This is a genomic window from Vibrio ostreae (genome assembly GCF_019226825.1).
In the GTDB taxonomy this organism is placed as follows: Bacteria; Pseudomonadota; Gammaproteobacteria; order Enterobacterales; family Vibrionaceae; genus Vibrio; species Vibrio ostreae.
Genome location: NZ_CP076643.1, coordinates 592,237 through 609,347, shown reverse-complemented (window position 1 = coordinate 609,347; position 17,111 = coordinate 592,237). Strand labels below are relative to the sequence as shown.

Here is a 17,111-nt window from a genome sequence, read left to right as displayed (position 1 = left end):
GCCCTACACCGTCAGGTACTGTTTGACCAGCTTGTCATCAAGCGCGGCCATCTCACCGCTTGCCACCTGACGGCCACGATCGAGAATACAGAACCGGTCCGCCACTTTGCGCGCAAACGGCAGTTTCTGTTCCACCAGCAACACCGTCAGGCCGATGTCCTGATTGAGGCGGCGGATAATGTCACCGATTTCCGCCACCACATTGGGCTGAATACCCTCGGTCGGCTCATCGAGGATCAGCAGCTTGGGATTAATCACCAGCGCCCGGCCAATCGCCAGCTGCTGTTGCTGACCACCGGATAAATCGCCGCCGCGACGGTGTAACATCTCTTTCAGCACCGGAAACAGTTCATAGATAAATTCCGGCACCTGTTTGGCGCGGTCAGCGCGCACCGGCAGCCCGATGCGCAGGTTCTCTTCCACTGTCAGCAGCGGAAATATCTGCCGTCCCTGCGGCACATAGCCAATACCGAGCGGCGCGCGCTTTTCCGCCGCCAGCGGGACAATATTCTGACCGAGATAGTCAATCTGACCGCTTTTGACCGGCAGCAGGCCCATGATGCTCTGCAGCAGGGTGGTTTTGCCCACGCCGTTGCGCCCCATCAGGCAAGTGCACTGCCCTTCTGTCACATCAAGATCGAGATCCCACAGCGTATGGCTCTGGCCGTAAAACTGGTTGAGTCCTTTAACCTGTAACATCCTTATTCTCCCAAATAGACTTCAACCACCTGCGGGTTGGCCTGAACTTGCTCCATACTGCCTTCCGCCAGCACGCTGCCCTGATGCAACACGGTCACTTGCCGTGCCAGTGAACGGACAAAATCCATATCATGTTCAACCAGGATCACCGTTCGTTCACCCGCCAGCGAGGTCAGCAGTTCACCGGTTTTATCCATCTCCTGATGCGTCATGCCCGCCACCGGTTCATCCACCAGCAGTAACTTGGGGTTTTGCATCAGTAACATGCCGATCTCCAGCCACTGTTTCTGTCCGTGCGACAAGGCACCCGCCAGCTGAAAACGTTGCTCAGTCAGACCAATCTGGCCCAGCACGTGATCAATAAAATCAATCTGGCTGCTGCTCAGACGCGCGGTCAGGGTCGACCACACGGTTTTGTCGCCCGCCATCGCCAGTTCCAGATTGTGGAACACGCTCTGGAACTCGAACACTGTCGGTTTCTGAAACTTACGTCCGATGCCGGCCTGAGCGATTTCAGGCTCACTCATGGTCAGCAGGTTGATGTTCTGGCCGAACCAGGCGCTGCCGCAATCCGGTCGAGTCTTGCCGGTGATGATGTCCATCATGGTGGTTTTACCCGCCCCGTTAGGGCCGATGATGCAGCGCAGTTCACCCTGTTTGATGTACAGATTGAGATCATTGATTGCTTTAAAACCATCAAAGCTGACGCTGATGCCTTCCAGATAGAGCAATACCCCTTTATCCACATTGAGCATCGGGTTAACGCTCGGCAGCATAAAGTCGTAGACGTGCTCACGGTCGGTCAATTGTCGGGCGAAATTGAGTACACTCATGCCTGTTTCTCCTTCAGATTGATCAACCCAACCACGCCACGCGGCAGAAACAGTGTCACCAGCACGAACATAGCACCGAGACTGAACAGCCACACTTCCGGCAGGACTGCGGTGAAATAGCTTTTGGCATAGTTAACCGCCAGAGCACCGACCACGGCACCATACAACGTGGCGCGGCCTCCGAGTGCCACCCACACCACCAGTTCAATCGAGTTAAGCGGCGAGAATTCTGAAGGGTTGATGATGCCGACCTGCGGCACATACAGTGCACCGGCAATCCCGGCCAGCATGGCGGAGAAACAGAAAATCGCCAGCTTGAAATATTCCACTTTATAGCCGGTAAAACGGGTACGTGATTCAGCATCCCTTACCGCCATAGCCACCCGGCCAAGACGGCTGACCACAATCATCCGGCACGCCAGATACCCCAGTCCGAGCGCGATACCGGAGGCGACAAATAAGCCGACCCGGGTTGCATCCGACTGCAGGTCAAATCCGAGGATATCTTTAAAATCGGTCAGACCGTTATTGCCGCCAAAGCCCATTTCGTTGCGGAAAAACGCCAGCATCAGCGCATAAGTCAGCGCCTGGGTAATAATCGACAGATACACACCGGTCACCCGGGAACGGAACGCCAGCCAGCCGAACACAAACGCCAGTGCGCCCGGAACCAGCACAATCATCAGTGCAGCAAACCAGAACTGGTCAAACCCGTGCCAGAACCACGGCAGCTCCTGCCAGTTGAGGAATACCATAAAATCCGGCAGTTCCGGGTTGCCGTATACGCCGCGATCGCCGACCTGACGCATCAGATACATGCCCATCGCATAACCGCCGAGAGCAAAAAACGCGGCATGACCAAGGCTGAGAATACCGAGATATCCCCACACCAGATCGACCGCCACCGCCAGCAGGGCATAAGTCAGATATTTGCCCATCAGGGTCAGGGTATAGGTCGAAACATGCAGCGCACTGTCTGCGCCAGTGGCCAGATTAAGCAGCGGAATCAGTGCCACCGCCACCACCAGCACCAGAAGAAACGTCTGGGTTGAACGGTCAAACAATTTGGGTTGTAACATCCTTTAACCCTCCGCCGAGCGCCCTTTCTGAGGAAACAATCCCCGGGGCTTTTTCTGAATAAAGAGAATGATGAACACCAGAACCAGGATCTTAGCCAGCACGGCACCAGCCCAGGGTTCCAGCACCTTGTTGACAATACCCAGCGACATACCGGCCACCAGCGTGCCCCACAGATTGCCGACTCCGCCAAACACCACCACCATGAATGAATCAATAATGTACGACTGACCGAGATTCGGTCCAACGTTGGTCAACTGGCTCAGCGCCACGCCGGCAATACCGGCAATACCAGAGCCAAGGCCGAAGGTCATGGCGTCCACCCAGTCGGAGCGAACCCCCATGGCGCGCGCCATACTGCGGTTCTGCGACACGGCACGCACTTCAATCCCGAGCCGGGTATAGCGCAGCGCCATAAACAGCAGCGCAAATACCGCCAGGCAAAAGCCGATGATATAAAGCCGGTTTAACGTCAGGCTAAGCAGCGGGTTAATTTCAATCACACCCTGCATCCATTCCGGGGTGGCAACCGAACGGTTAAGCGGTGAGAAAATGGTGCGCACGGTCTGCTGCAGGATCAAACTGATGCCGAACGTGGCAAGCAGCGTTTCCAGCGGGCGGCCGTACAAGAAACGAATCACGCTGCGTTCAATTAAAATACCGACTGCACCGGCAACTAAAAATGCCAAAGGTATGGAAACAACCAGAGACCAGCCGATGTGATCCGGCATCAGTGTCTGCACCACATAAGTGGTGTAAGCGCCAAGCATCATTAGTTCACCGTGCGCCATGTTGATGACACCCATCACCCCAAAAGTAATGGCCAGACCAATCGCGGACAGCACCAGTACCGAGCCAAGGCTGAGACCAAAGAACAGTGTCTCCGACATCTCCGCGAGCGAAGCGCGTTGGGCGATCATACCGAGCGCCTTGTTAGCTTCACTGAGTAAGACATCAGAATGCGGTCCGGCGACAAAGCTGTTGAGAGCGATACGTGCTTGCGGCTGGTAACTGTCACCCAGCGTGCTGATTGCCGCGCTTTGTCGCGCGCTGTCACTGCTGTTTTTTAGATCGTAGATAGCCAGCGCAACGCTTAGCAGCTCCTGCACTGTATCATCACCTTCCACCGTCAAACGCTGCTGCAGGCGCTGATACATCCCGGCGTCTAACGTGCCGAGCAGTTGCTTTATCGCCTCAGCGCGCACATCAGGGTCGCGATGGCTGAGATTGAGCGACGCCAGTTCAGAGCGCAGCAGGCCGCGCAACTGGTTATTGATCACGATTTTGCGGATTGAGCGCGAGCTGACCGTTTCAGCCTGCGCTTGTTGCGGCGCAAACAACGCCACGATGTCTGATTTACTGCCCTGCTTATCACGCACAGTTACCAGGACATCGGTTTTTTTCTGTACATACAAATCGCCGTTGAGCAGCAGATTAAGAACCTGGTCGGCACGCTCATCGCCGCTTTGGGCAATCAGTCCGACGCCGCTTTCCACCTGCTCGAAGGTATTTTGTGCCAGCGCATCCAGACCTTGCTGAAAAGAGGCCGGCTCAGCGGCATAAATCCGGGTTGTCATTAACAGACCAACCAGAATAAAAATCATCGACACCAGACGAGATTTTTTAATGCTTAACATAGGGGTTCATCCATGAAGCGCAAATTTGGGGCGTTAGCGTCAATCGTTAACGCCCGTCACTTATTGCAGCAATCCGTGGCATGCAGCGCCACGGATTGCCCGCCCGGGATCAGAAATTCTGACCCGAGCATTTGCCGGTCTTGACGTTGTAGTTGCCGCACGACAGCGGCTGACGCCAGTCCGAGATCAGGTCTTTAGAGCCCGGCAGGTAATCAGACCACGCATCGCCGGCCACCAGTCCGGACGTTTTCCATACCGTCTGGAACTGACCGTCATCCTGGATCTCGCCAATCAGGACCGGTTTGGTGATGTGGTGATTCGGCATCATCGCCGAGTAACCACCAGACAGGTTCGGCACCGTGATACCAATCATGGCATCCTCGACTGCAGAGGGATCCGTGGTGCCAGCTTTCTTAACCGCTTCGACCCACATTTTGAAACCGATATAGTGCGCTTCCATCGGGTCATTGGTGACGCGCTCGTCGTCTTTCACAAACTTGTGCCACTCTTCGATGAACTCGTCGTTGGCGTCCGACTCAACACTCATGAAATAGTTCCAGGCAGCCAGGTGGCCAACCAGTGGTTTGGTATCCATACCGGACAGCTCTTCTTCGCCGACAGAAAACGCCACCACAGGAATGTCTTCCGCTTTCACACCCTGATTAGCCAGTTCTTTGTAGAACGGGACATTCGCGTCGCCATTGATGGTCGATACCACGGCGGTTTTCTTACCGGCTGCACCAAATTTCTTAATATCCGAGACGATCGACTGCCAGTCAGAGTGGCCAAACGGGGTGTAGTTGATCATGATGTCCGCTGCAGCGACACCTTTGGATTTCAGGTAGGCTTCGAGAATTTTGTTGGTGGTACGCGGGTAGACGTAGTCAGTCCCCGCCAGTACCCAGCGTTGTACGCCCTGATCCATCAGGTAATCCACCGCAGGTATCGCCTGCTGATTTGGCGCCGCGCCAGTATAGAACACGTTTTTCGATGACTCTTCACCCTCATACTGAACCGGATAAAACAGCAGACTGTTGAGCTCTTCAAACACTGGCAGAACAGATTTGCGCGAGACCGAAGTCCAGCAACCAAACACCGCAGAGACCTTATCTTTTGATATCAGTTCGCGCGCCTTTTCGGCAAATAACGGCCAGTTAGACGCCGGGTCGACGACCACAGGCTCCAGCTTTTTACCCAATAAGCCGCCCTGTTTGTTCTGTTCATCAATCAGCATCAGCATAGTGTCTTTCAAAGTGGTTTCGCTGATTGCCATGGTGCCGGAGAGCGAGTGCAGAATACCGACTTTAATCGTCTCTTCCGCTAACGCCTGCATACTGGTCAACAATGAAGCAGCCAGTACAGCACTGGCGAGAACTTTCCTTTTCATGTTTTGTTTCCTTTGCGTCCGTTTCGGTTTTGGTCATCACGCTCCGGTTACGACTTCCTGGCATAAACCGGGCGACTGTGCACAGTATTGATGAATCACGTTTTTATGAATATGCGCAGTTCGTGCATCACACCTACGTCAAATGACGCATAGCGGCAATCCGCTTTCACGCTATACTGTGCGCTTGCATCCGGGCGCGCGTTTTTTTGGATGGTCTTAAGTTGATGATGATTTTCAGGTGATCATGCACTCAAGCTTGTCAGACACTCTTATAGTGCTGGCTGACCCAAAGATTTCGCCGGCCCGGTGTCATCAACCGGCTCAGGAAGAGCCGGCAGCAGAAACACGGAATAGCAAGTCAGATCAAATGCATAAAGTCCTCAGGGCAAGGCGTCAATACAACAAACTGGTTGCCAACGAGATGTTGGAAGATTTCGCACTGCGTTTTACCGCCAAACGAGCGCGGAAATGGTCCGCTGGCTGGATTGCCAATACGGCACTTGGAATTGTTTCGTTTCTGGTACTGGAAGCGCTTGGCGGCGCTATCACACTCAACTATGGCGTGGTCAATTCGCTTTGGGCTATTGGCGCTGTCGCTTTACTGGTCATCGTAACCGGAATCCCCATTTGTTATTATGCAGCGAGATACGGTGTCGATATCGACCTGCTCAGTCGCGGCGCTGGTTTCGGCTATATCGGTTCGACCATAGCGTCACTGATTTATGCCTCATTCACCTTTATTTTCTTTGCGCTGGAAGCGGCCATCATGTCAATGGCGCTGGAACTGCTGTTCGGCATTCCGCTCTACATCGGCTATATCGTCAGTGCTGTCATCGTCATTCCTCTGGTGATCCTGGGCATCACTCACATTGGCCGCTTCCAGATGTGGTCGCAGCCATTATGGTTGCTGATGCAGGTGGTGCCGCTGTTTTATGTCTTCACCCACCCAGACGCCGATATCGAACGCTGGCTCTCTTTTGCCGGAGTCGATGGTAATGGCGGTGGATTCGACTGGCTGCTGTTTGGCGCCGCATCGGCCGTACTGCTGTCGGTGGTGGCCCAGATTGGTGAACAGGTCGATTTTCTGCGCTTTTTGCCCCCGCAGGAGCAGTGCGGCAAAGGCAAATGGTGGCTGGCAATGCTGCTCGGCGGCCCGGGCTGGATGCTGTTCGGAGCCGCTAAGTTGGTGCTGGGGAGTTTTCTCGCCTGGCTGGCGCTGTCAGCGGGTACACCGGCTGATTTAGCCGGCGATCCGGCCCACATGTATCAGACTGTTTTTTCCTATGTGACCGACAACCCCAAGCTGGCGCTGCTGACCGCGGGCATTTTCGTGGTCATCTCCCAGCTGAAAATCAATGTCGCCAATGCTTATGCCGGCTCTCTGGCCTGGTCGAATTTTTTCTCGCGTCTGACCCACAGTCATCCGGGCCGGGTGGTATGGATGGTGTTTAACGTCATGTTTGCCCTGCTGCTGATGGAGCTCGGGGTGTATCAGATGCTGGAAAAAACCCTGCAAATCTATTCGGTATTAGTGCTGGCCTGGATTGGCAGTATCGTCGCCGATCTGGTGATCAACAAGCCGCTGGGACTGAGCCCGAAAATCATCGAGTTCAAACGCGCCAAACTGTACGACATCAACCCGGTCGGTGTCGGTTCAATGTTGATCGCGTCTCTGGTCGGCATCGGTGCCCATCTTGATCTGTGCAATGACGTCATCAAGGCGTTCGCTTCTTACATCGCCTTTGGTCTGCCGTTTCTGACCGTGCCCCTAATCGCCCTGCTGACCCGCAGCCGCTATTATCTCGCTCCGACGCCTGCCACGCTGCGGCCGATTTCTGTTGGTGAACACCGCTGTGTGGTGTGCGAGTACTCATTTGAACATGAAGACATCGCCTTTTGCCCCGCCTATCAGGGCCCCATCTGCTCACTGTGCTGTTCACTCGATGTCCGCTGTCACGATGCCTGCCGGCCGCAAGCGACGTTCTCGGCGCAAATTTCCGGCGCTCTGGCCAAAGTGCTCCCGCGCGCCTGGCTCAACGACCAAGCCTCATCACTGGGGCAGTTTCTGCTGGTGGTGTTCATTATGACCAGTGTCATCGGTGCCATCCTGTTACTGGCCTACACCCAGGTGCCGCTGCTGGAACAAACCCAGATGAACACTATCGCCAACGGGCTGATTAAAGCGTTTGTCCTGCTGCTGATCCCACTGGGCGTGATCAGTTGGCTGCTGGTGCTGGCGCGTAAAGGCAGCCACAGCGCGATTTCAGAGCTGCAGGATCACGCCGATTTGCTGCTGCGTGAAATCCGCGCCCACGAAAACACGTCACGTGAATTGGAGAAAGCCCGCCGGGTGGCCGAGCACGCTAACCAGGCCAAAAGTCGTTATCTGGCTGGTCTGAGCCACGAACTGCGTACCCCACTCAATGTGGTACTGGGCTACGCCCAACTGCTAAGCAATGATCAGGATCTCGACCATAAAAAACGCGGCTATGCCGAAATCCTGAAACGTAACGGTAAACATCTGGCCGATTTACTCGAAGGTCTGCTGGAAATATCCAAAATCGAAGCAGGCCGGCTCGAGCTGCACCGTGACGCGTTCAGCCTGCGTATGATGCTGAGCCAGATCAAAGAGATCTTCGATTTGCAGGCGTCACGTAAAGGACTCAAGTTTGAATTCATTATGTCGCAATACCTGCCGGAGTTTATCGTCGCCGACAAGCAGCGCCTGCGCCAAATCCTGATTAATCTGCTCAACAATGCGATTAAATACACCGCCAGCGGCACGGTCACGTTTAAGGTGATGTATCGCAATCAGGTGGCGCGTTTTATTGTCGAAGACACCGGCATCGGCATTTCAGCCGCCGATCAGGCGCTGATTTTTAAGCCCTTTGAACGCATTCACACCCCGCATACCATGGATATCAGCGGCACGGGGCTTGGCCTGACCATTTCCAATGCACTGGCCGAACTGATGGGCGGTGAGATTACCTGCCAGAGTGACGTCGACAAAGGCAGTACATTTACCCTGCGCCTGATGCTGTCGAGTGTTGCGAACCCTGATCTGGAGCCGGAAATTTACGATCAGCGTATCTGTGGTTATCATGGCCGCACCCGCACGATTCTGGTGGTGGATGACATTGATGACCAGCGCCAGTTAATCGCGAATCTGTTAACACCGCTTGGATTTAACGTCCTGCAGGCCAACGGCGCGCAGGCGGCACTGACGCTGGCAAAAAGCGAATCGGTCGATTTATTTATGCTCGACATCTTTATGCCCAACGTTGATGGCTGGCAACTGGCCGGTCATCTGCGCCACAGTGGTTACAAACAGCCTATCCTGATGCTGTCAGCCAACATTCGTGAACTGGAGCGACACCAGAAAAACCATCATCATAATGACTATCTGACCAAGCCGGTGTCGATGGCGCAACTGCTGGGTAAACTGAGCCAGTGGCTGGATATCGACTGGCAGATCGACTCCCAAACGGCACAGTCACCAGACGTATCCGCTCCCGACAGCATGCGTTTACCATCCGTGAAAACGATGAAAAAACTGAAAAACTATGCCGAAATCGGCTTTATGAGTGCATTTGGTGAAAAGCTGGAAGAGATAAAACAGCAACAGAGCGCCGGGGAAAGTTTTATCAGTCGAATGGAAGAACAGATGCAGCAATGCAATTTCGCCAAAATCAGTCAGCAACTGGAAGAGTGGATCAATGAGTACCATCATGCCGAATAACATAATTGTCCTGGTGGTCGATGACTCACCGGAATCACTGGGTATGCTCAACGCGACCCTCAATCAGGCCGGGCTGACGGTATTGGTGGCGTTAAACGGACTGCAAGCCCTGTCGATCGTGGAGCGCATTCAGCCGGATGTGATTCTGCTTGATGCCATCATGCCGGAGATGAACGGCTTTGATACCTGTCAGAAGCTGAAAGAACGTCTGCCGGCCACGCCGATCATTTTTATGACCGGACTGGATGACTCAGCCCACGTGCTGCGCGGATTTGAATCCGGTGGCGTCGATTACATTACCAAACCCGTGGTACCGGATGAAGTGTTGGCCCGCATTCGCGTTCACAGCCACAACGCCCGTCTGGCCCAGTCAGCGCAAGTTGCGCTCGACTACGCCGGTCAGTATATATTCTGCGTCAATCAAAGAGGTGAACTCGAATGGGCCACCCCGCAGGCCCAGCAGCTGATCAGCGAGCTCAAAGGGGAGGTGGCCACAGTATGGGCCAAACTTCAGCCGCGCATTGCAACCTGGCTGGCCGATGAGCAGCGCCCTGCCCACCTGACATTGGATGAGTTCAGCCCGCCGCTTGATGCGCAGTATGCGGGTGACTATAACAACTTGCACCGGTTAATCCGCCTCTCTGAGCCCAAGCAAAAAGGCAATGAACAGGATCTGCAACATGCGTTGCAACTGACCAGACGCGAGTCTGAAGTCGCCTACTGGCTCTCCTTTGGCAAGACCAACTGGGAGATAGCGCAAATTCTTTCCATGAGCCCGCGCACCGTCAACAAACACCTCGAACAAGTGTACAAAAAACTCAGTGTGGATAATCGCACCGCCGCTGCCAGTATCTGCATCCGTGTCCTTGAAGGCCACGCCTCCTGACCCAAAAGGGTTAAATTTAAGGAAACATCATTTTGTGGCCTCAACCGGGCTTTCCACTGGCGCCAAGTTTAGCGGCACCACTTTGTAACCGGTTACAGAAACCGGTTACACTTTTGCTTTATCTGATCTAGAATGGCGGACAATGATCTACTATGAGTCCATCGCCCCAAAGGGCAAACCGGACAAAAATGACGATAGCAAAGAGGTGAAGAATGTCTCAGCAGGGTTTTCCTAAAGATTTCTTATGGGGCGGCGCGGTAGCGGCGCATCAGGTCGAGGGCGGCTGGAACCAGAATGGTAAGGGCGTCAGCGTGGTAGATGTTCTGACCCGCGGCGCGCATGAAGTGCCACGTGTGATTACCGATAGCGTAGAAGCCGGTCAGTTCTACCCTAACCACGAAGCGGTCGATTTCTACGGCCACTACAAACAAGATGTAGCCTTGTTTGCTGAAATGGGTTTCAAATGTTTTCGTACCTCGATTGCCTGGACGCGTATTTTCCCGAATGGTGACGAAGCGGCACCGAACGAAGCCGGTCTGCAGTTTTATGATGACCTGTTCGATGAACTGCTAAAATATGGCATTGAACCGGTCATCACGCTGTCTCACTTTGAGATGCCAAACCATCTGGTGAAGCAATATGGCAGCTGGATGAACCGTCAGGTGATGGATTTCTTTGTCAAGTTCAGCCAGACCGTGATGGAGCGTTATAAACACAAGGTGAAATACTGGATCACCTTTAACGAGATCAACAACCAGCGTAACTGGAAACTGCCAATCTGGGGGTACTGTAACTCAGGCATGATCTACGCCGAGCACGAAAATCCAGAACAAGCCCTGTATCAGGTACTGCACCACCAGTTCCTGGCCAGCGCCAAAGTGGTCAAACTTGGCCACGAGATCAATCCCGACTTCCAAATCGGTAGCATGATCCACATGATGCCACTTTACCCGGCAACCTGTCGTCCGCAAGATGTTCTGCTGGCACAGGACATGATGCGTGAAAAATACCTGTTCAGTGATGTTCAGGTGCGCGGCTACTACCCAAGCTACCTGCTGAAAGAATGGCAACGCAAAGGTATCAATGTCGAGATGCAGCCTGGTGATGATGAGATTCTGCGTGCCGGTTGTGCCGATTACCTGGCTATCAGCTACTACATGACCAACATCGTATCCGCGCAAAAGGATGAAGAAGGCTCAAGCAGTTCTCTGTTCGAAGGCAGCCAGCTTAACCCTTATCTGCCGGCATCGGACTGGAGCTGGCAGATTGACCCGGACGGTCTGCGCTTTGCATTGTCCGAGCTGTATGAACGCTACCAAAAACCGATTTTTATTGTCGAAAACGGTCTGGGAGCGGTCGATCAGGTTGAAGCCGACGGCTCAGTCAATGACGATTATCGTATCGACTACCTTGGCGCGCACATTAACGCGGTGAAACAGGCCATCAGTTATGACGGTGTTGAAGTGATGGGCTACACCCCTTGGGGCTGCATCGACTGTGTTTCCTTCACTACCGGTGAATATAAAAAACGCTATGGATTCATCTACGTAGACCGTCACGATGACGGCAGCGGCAGCCTGGCCCGTTCGAAGAAGAAGAGTTTCTTCTGGTACCAGAATGTGATTAGCACCAATGGCGAAGAGCTGTAATTCGCACCAATGAAGATAACTGTTTCAATCAGTTAGCGAAATTAGCTAAAATCCTCACTGGCCTGAGTATTACCTCAGTCCAGTGAGTGTAATCAAGGAGCAGTGATGGCAACAATCAATGACGTATGTAAGGCCGCTGGCGTTTCAAAAGCAACGGTTTCCCGGGTTCTCAATGGCAGTCAACTGGTCAAAGAGGCCACTCGCAATGCAGTAATGGCTGCCATCGAAGAGTTAGGTTACCAGCCCAATACCCTGGCTCAGGCTTTAGCCACCAATACGTCCAACGCCATCGGTCTGGTACTCCCTCAGTTTCAGAGCAGCTATTTCGGCAGCGTGCTCTATCATGCCGAACAGGGCGCGCAGCAAGCTGGCAAGAAATTGCTGGTCGTTAACAGCAAAGACGCCGCAGATGGCGAACGTGAAGCCGTTTTTACTCTGGCCAATCAGCGTTGTGACGCTATCATGCTTTACAGCCGTCACCTGAGTGAATCACAACTAAAACAGCTGCAACAGTCCGTCAAAGTACCACTGATTATCATCAATCGTCTGCTGAACGACGAGGGCATCTCCAGCTTTGGTCTGGATCAGGCGCAGCTCGCCACTCTGGCGATGCAGCATCTGATTGAGCTCGGCCACCAGCATATTGCTTGTATTACCTCACCACTCAACAGTGAAACCGGCCGCCGTCGCTACCGGGTCTATCAGCACATGTTGCAAGCCAACCAGTTACCTGCGCAGGAAAACTGGGTCGCAGAAGGTGAAAACACACTCGACAGCGGTTACCAGGCAGCTCAGCTCTTACTGGAACATGAGGTAAGTTTCACCGCCATTTTCGCCTGTAACGATGACATGGCAATCGGCGCGATCCGTGCCCTGCACGATCACGGTCTTGAGGTACCGCACGATATTTCCGTTATCGGCATCGATAATGAACCTGCGGCCGCTTACGCCATTCCCAGCCTCTCTACCGTCTCACTGCCGATTTCCCGACTGACCCAAGATGCAGTGCAACTGGCGATTAACCTGGCCAACAAGCAGCCGATTGACAGTCAGCATCAGACTTATGGTGGTGAACTGGTGGTGCGTGAATCCAGCCGCAGCCGCAGCTGACCCCTCATGTTGTAAGTGCTTGAACAGATTTAAATGATAATTATTGCTATTGGCAAATATATAGCTAAGCTTAACATTGTACGCTGCTCTGGCTTTCGCCTCCCCAAGACAACATGACAGCCAGAGCGCCGACAACATCTCCTCCTGAAAGGCACAAGCCCAGTTAGCTTGCGCCTTTTTCTTTATTTGCAAAACAACCTTTTTTATTTGCCAGATATAAACAGTGAAGCTGCCTAGCTCCCTTTCTCCGGCAAATAACCTTTACCTAGCGCAAGCAATCTTTACGTTATCTGGCCAACAACTTTATTTGGCCAACAAAAAGGCAGCCAAATGGCTGCCTTACAAACCCGATTAGGCGGGCTTGGGTTTTATTGTCGTGCGCGTATTTTTAGCGTAATGCCGGAAACTTCTTCAGCAACGTTGCCATCAGCACCAGAGCCAGCAAGGCAAAGACAGCACCGACATAACCAATCATTTCCAGCGAACTGAAATGAATTACTTTAGCGCCAATCAAGGCACCAGCACCGATGCCGAGGTTAATAATGCCGGAGAACATCGACATAATCATGTCCGACGCCTGGGTATCAATGTTCAGCACTTTAACCTGCATTGCCAGGCACGCGACCATCAACGCCGTCCCCCAAACCACCAACAGCGCACTGATGCCCCACAGGTTGCCCACTGACCACATCAGCACAACCAGACAGAGCAGCAGTAAGAAGGTGTTACTCATCAATAACTTGGTGTTAGCACGCTCACCCCAGTAGCCAAAGATGATACTGCCGAGAATACCAGCACCACCAAACACCAGTAGTAACAAGGTGGTAAAGTTCTCACTTACCTGGCCGATCTGTTTCACGAAAGGTTCAATGTAGCTGTAGGCGGAATAGTGCGCCGTGAACAACAGGAAGATGAACAGGTACAAGCCCATCAGTTTTGGATTACGCAGCAGCTCAGGCAGTTTCTTCATTGAACCACTGAACAGGCTTGGCATCACTGGCAATAAACGCACCAGAGCAAGCAGAATCAGCAAAGCCACAATGCCGATAGCAGCAAAGGTCACCCGCCAGCCGAACCATTGGCCGATAATCCGTCCCAGAGGAACCCCCAGCACCATCGCCAGCGATGTCCCCGTCGCCAATACACTTAAAGCCAGCGTTTTCTTACCCGCAGGAGCGACCCGAATCGCAATTGACGCGGTTATTGACCAGAAAACAGCGTGCGCAAATGCAATTCCTATCCGGCTGGCAACCAAGGTTTCAAAGTTCCAGGCAATAACGGAAAAGCCGTGGCTGACGATAAACAGGGTAAATACGCCAATCAGCAGTTTCTTACGCTCAATTCGGCTAGTCAGCATCATCATAGGTAATGACATTGAAGCCACAATCCAGGCATAGATGGTCAGCATCCAACCTGCCGACGCCACCGGCACATTCAGATCGCGGGCAATATCAGTCAGCAAACCGACCGGCACGAATTCTGTGGTGTTAAAAATAAAGGCACTAAAGCCCAGAGCAAAGACACGCAAATATTGATTGTGGCGCGAGTTTTTGCTCGCCGCCGAAACGGTGTGGGTCATACGCAACCAGATGTTTAACTAGAAGGACAAAAGAGTGACCATTGTCTCACTTTTGTTCACAATAAGGAAAGATTTTATACAACAATTTTTATACTGCTAACTTTTGCTGACATATTTCCCGCCCACCGATAATCACTTGAATTCACTGCGCGATCTCAAGCTGGCAATGTGTTACAAAAACAGTAAAGATCATTTGCCAGTCACGGCGGTTTAGACAACTATTGATACAGGTACTCTTAATACAGGCACTCTGCGTCATCCGGCATTTCGCCCGTTACAATCAAGTCCCATTTACCGACAAGGAATCCGGCACCCAGCATGACAAGTTATTTTATCCAGGCCTTTATCTATCTGATTGCAGCGGTGATTGCTGTTCCACTGGCAACAAGGTTCGGGCTTGGTTCCGTGCTCGGTTACCTGATCGCCGGAGTGGTGATTGGCCCGATTGTTGGCTTGGTGGGTGATGAAACCCAGGCTATTCAGCATTTTGCCGAATTTGGCGTGGTAATGATGCTGTTTCTGGTGGGGCTGGAACTGGAACCGCAACGCTTGTGGGCGATGCGTCACCGGTTACTGGGACTGGGCGGCTTACAGGTTGGGTTGACGGCCCTTGCGACGATGGCAGGCTGCCTGCTGTTTGATATTCCCTACACCATCGCACTGACCATTGGTCTGATTTTGTCGCTCTCTTCGACTGCGATTGTGCTGCAGACCTTCACCGAAAAACGCCTCAATCGTACCGAGGGTGGTCAGAATGCATTTTCTGTGTTGCTGTTCCAAGACATTGCCGTGATCCCGATGCTGGCCTTTATTCCTCTGCTCGCATTGCCGGAGCTGGTTGAACAGGCACAAAACGCCGCCAGCACAGCGGCTCAGCATGCGGAAGAGTTGCTAGTGATGACTCACTTACCCGGCTGGGCATATGGATTAATCATTACCGCCGCCATCGCGATTGTCGTTGTCGGAGGTCACTACCTGAGCCGGCCGCTGTTTCGTTTTGTCGCTAACGCCGGTGTGCGCGAAATTTTCACGGCGACCGCACTGATGCTGGTGATTGGTATTGCGATATTAATGAACCTGGTCGGTCTTTCCCCGGCGCTGGGCACCTTCCTCGCTGGCGTCGTGCTGGCCAACAGTGAATTTCGTCATGAACTGGAAGCCAACATTGAACCACTTAAAGGCCTGCTGCTCGGGTTATTCTTTATTACGGTCGGTGCAGGGATTAAGTTCGACCTGCTGTTCAGTCACTTTGTCGTCATCATGGGTGCCACTCTGGCCATCATGTTGCTTAAAGCCGTTGTGCTGTATCTGCTGGCGGTCATCTTCCGCATTCGTGGCAGCAATCGCTGGCTGTTCACCCTCAGCCTGGCGCAGGCCGGTGAATTTGGTTTTGTGCTGCTGAGCTTTACCGAGCAGCGCCACGTATTGCCTACCGAAATGGCTCAGGTCTTGTCGCTGGTGGTGACCTTGTCTATGTTCCTGACACCGGGGCTGTTTATCTTATTTGATAAAGTCATCATGCCGCGCTTTGAACAGCAAACCAATCCGCAACGTGAAGCTGATGTCATCGACGAACACGGCACCGTCATTATTGCCGGCAGCGGCCGCTTCGGTCAGATAGTCAACCGTCTTCTGGTTGCCAACGGGGTGAAAACCGTGGTCCTTGACCACCAGGCGTCACAGATAGACAACTTGCGTCAAATTAATACCCCCGCCTATTTTGGTGATGCGACCCGCCCGGGCCTGCTACACACAGCGGGAATCGAAGAAGCCACCATGTTAGTGGTGGCGATTGATAATCAGGAGAGCAGCGTCGAACTGGTTAAATATGTCAAACATGCCTACCCGCACGTCAAAGTGTTGGCACGGGCGTTTGACCGTGGCCACGGTTACCGCCTGCGTCAGGCCGGCGTTGATTTGGCGGTATCAGAAACCTACCATTCCGCACTGGAAGTCGGCGCTTCGGCCATGAAAGCGCTGGGCTTTCATCCCTATCTGGTTGAACAGCAGAAGAAGGTGTACAAAAAAGTCGAAGCCAGTCATTCAGATGGATTGTATCAAGCCTGGTTAAGTGAGGCCCAGGGCAAAGAGCGCGTGGACAATAACTACATTAAACTGTTTATCGAACTGGAGCAGCGCCTCAAAGAAGAAATGGCGTTTGAAAGTGCTGACAGTACTCATGAGTTTGATCGCGGCGCCAGGATGGAAGCCAAAGAAAACCGGCGTAACATGGGCTAGTTTGCTGCTTTCCTGACCAGCTCACTCTGCCGGCTGAGTTTTTTGAGATTCAGTACCCAAAACGGAATGTCGACTCACTCACAATTAAGCACACCGACGTTCCGCATCCTGCCTGTGCTCCCGACGGATAGGGCCGTGCGACCTGTCCGGCTCACGACTATTTCTGTGCACTGAATCACTTAAATCAACCGATAGCAGAACTGATTTCTGCTGGTGCATAAAAGGGAATAATTCAGTTTGATACATATCAACAAAGTTATTCGAAAAAATTGACGAT

General features: G+C 53.0%; 10 protein-coding genes and 1 pseudogene. 5 read left to right on the top strand and 6 right to left on the bottom strand.

Annotated features, from left to right (window positions below; genetic code table 11):
• Positions 1 to 3: 3 nt before the first annotated feature.
• From urtE to urtA, 5 genes and pseudogenes are all read right to left on the bottom strand, one after another.
• Complete coding sequence (gene urtE / locus KNV97_RS09035; protein WP_136483088.1) at positions 4 to 699, bottom strand: urea ABC transporter ATP-binding subunit UrtE; 696 nt, start codon at positions 697 to 699, stop codon at positions 4 to 6.
• Between the two features lie 2 nt (positions 700 to 701).
• On the bottom strand, positions 702 to 1,532 hold the full coding sequence (gene urtD / locus KNV97_RS09030; protein ID WP_218562926.1) for an urea ABC transporter ATP-binding protein UrtD: 831 nt from the start codon (positions 1,530 to 1,532) through the stop codon (positions 702 to 704).
• Entirely contained in the window at positions 1,529 to 2,611 is a 1,083-nt protein-coding gene (urtC, locus tag KNV97_RS09025; RefSeq protein ID WP_136483084.1) for an urea ABC transporter permease subunit UrtC, read from the bottom strand. Before urtC ends, urtD begins: the two co-directional genes overlap by 4 nt.
• A gap of 3 nt (positions 2,612 to 2,614) precedes the next feature.
• A pseudogene (gene urtB / locus KNV97_RS22250) lies at positions 2,615 to 3,493 on the bottom strand (urea ABC transporter permease subunit UrtB); the annotation flags it as partial.
• Positions 3,494 to 4,355: 862 nt separating this feature from the next.
• A complete protein-coding gene (gene urtA / locus KNV97_RS09015; protein WP_407701905.1) occupies positions 4,356 to 5,579 on the bottom strand; it encodes an urea ABC transporter substrate-binding protein in 1,224 nt (407 codons plus the stop codon).
• 421 nt (positions 5,580 to 6,000) lie between these two features.
• On the opposite strand from urtA, the gene KNV97_RS09010 reads away from it, so the two are divergent.
• The 4 genes from KNV97_RS09010 (at position 6,001) to KNV97_RS08995 (ending at position 13,017) form a co-directional block, all read left to right on the top strand.
• A complete protein-coding gene (locus KNV97_RS09010) occupies positions 6,001 to 9,372 on the top strand; it encodes an ATP-binding protein (protein WP_256612722.1) in 3,372 nt (1,123 codons plus the stop codon).
• Entirely contained in the window at positions 9,362 to 10,258 is an 897-nt protein-coding gene (locus KNV97_RS09005) for a response regulator transcription factor (RefSeq protein WP_256612720.1), read from the top strand. Before KNV97_RS09010 ends, KNV97_RS09005 begins: the two co-directional genes overlap by 11 nt.
• Before the next feature lie 212 nt (positions 10,259 to 10,470).
• Positions 10,471 to 11,907, top strand: coding sequence for a 6-phospho-beta-glucosidase (locus tag KNV97_RS09000; protein WP_218562923.1), 1,437 nt, complete (start codon positions 10,471 to 10,473; stop codon positions 11,905 to 11,907).
• A gap of 105 nt (positions 11,908 to 12,012) precedes the next feature.
• Positions 12,013 to 13,017 (top strand): LacI family DNA-binding transcriptional regulator, encoded by a 1,005-nt coding sequence (locus KNV97_RS08995; protein ID WP_136483074.1) that lies wholly within the window; start codon positions 12,013 to 12,015, stop codon positions 13,015 to 13,017.
• A 388-nt stretch (positions 13,018 to 13,405) separates the two neighbouring features.
• Here KNV97_RS08995 and KNV97_RS08990 read toward each other — a convergent pair whose 3' ends face one another.
• Positions 13,406 to 14,596, bottom strand: coding sequence for a sugar transporter (locus tag KNV97_RS08990; RefSeq protein ID WP_136483072.1), 1,191 nt, complete (start codon positions 14,594 to 14,596; stop codon positions 13,406 to 13,408).
• A 318-nt stretch (positions 14,597 to 14,914) separates the two neighbouring features.
• On the opposite strand from KNV97_RS08990, the gene KNV97_RS08985 reads away from it, so the two are divergent.
• A complete protein-coding gene (locus KNV97_RS08985) occupies positions 14,915 to 16,834 on the top strand; it encodes a monovalent cation:proton antiporter-2 (CPA2) family protein (RefSeq protein ID WP_218562922.1) in 1,920 nt (639 codons plus the stop codon).
• Positions 16,835 to 17,111 lie beyond the last annotated feature (277 nt).

What these genes read in the sequence shown, in the direction of transcription:
- urtD (WP_218562926.1), bottom strand. Translation starts at nt 1,532, where the DNA reads ATGAGTGTACTCAATTTCGCCCGACAATTGACCGACCGTGAGCACGTC.
- KNV97_RS09000 (WP_218562923.1), top strand. Translation starts at nt 10,471, where the DNA reads ATGTCTCAGCAGGGTTTTCCTAAAGATTTCTTATGGGGCGGCGCGGTA.
- urtC (WP_136483084.1), bottom strand. Translation starts at nt 2,611, where the DNA reads ATGTTACAACCCAAATTGTTTGACCGTTCAACCCAGACGTTTCTTCTG.
- KNV97_RS09005 (WP_256612720.1), top strand. Translation starts at nt 9,362, where the DNA reads ATGCCGAATAACATAATTGTCCTGGTGGTCGATGACTCACCGGAATCA.
- KNV97_RS08990 (WP_136483072.1), bottom strand. Translation starts at nt 14,596, where the DNA reads ATGACCCACACCGTTTCGGCGGCGAGCAAAAACTCGCGCCACAATCAA.
- urtA (WP_407701905.1), bottom strand. Translation starts at nt 5,579, where the DNA reads ATGCAGGCGTTAGCGGAAGAGACGATTAAAGTCGGTATTCTGCACTCG.
- KNV97_RS09010 (WP_256612722.1), top strand. Translation starts at nt 6,001, where the DNA reads ATGCATAAAGTCCTCAGGGCAAGGCGTCAATACAACAAACTGGTTGCC.
- KNV97_RS08985 (WP_218562922.1), top strand. Translation starts at nt 14,915, where the DNA reads ATGACAAGTTATTTTATCCAGGCCTTTATCTATCTGATTGCAGCGGTG.
- KNV97_RS08995 (WP_136483074.1), top strand. Translation starts at nt 12,013, where the DNA reads ATGGCAACAATCAATGACGTATGTAAGGCCGCTGGCGTTTCAAAAGCA.
- urtE (WP_136483088.1), bottom strand. Translation starts at nt 699, where the DNA reads ATGTTACAGGTTAAAGGACTCAACCAGTTTTACGGCCAGAGCCATACG.